This is a genomic window from Frigoribacterium sp. UYMn621, assembly GCF_040549525.1.
In the GTDB taxonomy this organism is placed as follows: Bacteria; Actinomycetota; Actinomycetes; order Actinomycetales; family Microbacteriaceae; genus Lacisediminihabitans.
This window is the reverse complement of the sequence record NZ_JBEPTM010000054.1, coordinates 1-1132: the sequence shown is the minus strand read 5'-3', so window position 1 is coordinate 1132 and position 1132 is coordinate 1. Positions and strand designations below refer to the sequence as shown.

Genomic DNA, 1132 nt, shown 5'->3' with positions numbered 1-1132 from the left:
CTCCGGCGGGACCGAGTAGCGGTTGCCGCGCCAGTCAATCAACGCCTGCCGTGTCGCAAGGCGGTCCTCGACCACCACCACCGGGAACAGGGTCGGTGGCAACGGCGCGAACCGCTCCGCCAGGAACATCACAGCTGCGGTCGTTGACCCGTCGCGGCCCTCGCGGCGCCGCCCATCCTGGCCGGTCGCGAATCTCGTCAAGCTCTGCTGAGCCTGCTCGGGAGTGAGCTCGTCGGGAAGGTTTCGCCACCACCGTTGCGCGGCGGTGTGGTTGTTCTTCTCCACCACCCCTTTGCGGTTGCCCGATCGGGGCCGGCAGGCGACCACACTCACCGCATGATGTTTGGAGAACGCAGCAAACATCGGAGTCAGATCACTGGTTCCGGCTTTCAGCACCGTGCTCATCCGGTCAAACCGCCAGGTGGTCGTCACCCCGCCGAGCAGGCTCAGCAGCAGGGTCATCGCCGCCAGAAGATGGGGCAGGTCCATCGATGGGGAGATCACGGCCCGCCAAACCCCGGAGTGCGCGAGGGATCCGACGAGGACATTGGCGCGTTTCGTCGGGAACGCCCATCCGACCGGCGCGTCGGGCAGCTCGACCCAGTCGAACTGGGTCTCCTCCCCGGCCGGGTGCTCGATGATCGCGTTCGGCCGTTTCGTCACATGCGCGCAGGCGGTGCACGCCGGGCGAAACTTCCGGTCCCGGATGTGGCGGGTCAGCGTCGGATAGGAGCCGGTGAATCCCAGCGGGACAAGCTCGTCTAACAGCGTCACCGCCCATAAATGCGGGTCCTCGGTCAGCCTCGCGGTGACGTAGTCGACGAACTTCTCGAACGGGTCCGGCTCGACTCGTTGACGCACCCCCGGAGCGCGGTCCCCGGCGAGGTAGGAGCGGATCGTCTTGCGGTCGTGATCGGTGCGGCGGGCGATCTCACTGATCGTCATCCCTTGTCTTTTGAGCGCGTGGATGTCCACGTCGTCCTCCTCTGAAAGCATAGGAACAGGGCCTTTCTCGAGCTGGTGCGTGGTCGAAGACCATCAGCATCGAGGAAGGCCCGTTCCTATGTGCGGAAGCGACCCGGGGTGGGGAATTTCAGTGAGCAGAACCGAGGAATTTCAGTGAGCGCCGTCA

At 65.3% G+C, this 1132-nt stretch carries 1 protein-coding gene; it reads right to left on the bottom strand.

The window, feature by feature from the left end:
• Positions 1-975, bottom strand: a 975-nt coding sequence (locus tag ABIB54_RS17850; RefSeq protein WP_354576878.1) for an IS21 family transposase, incomplete at its 3' end; no start/stop codon positions are given.
• Between the last annotated feature and the right edge of the window lie 157 nt (positions 976-1132).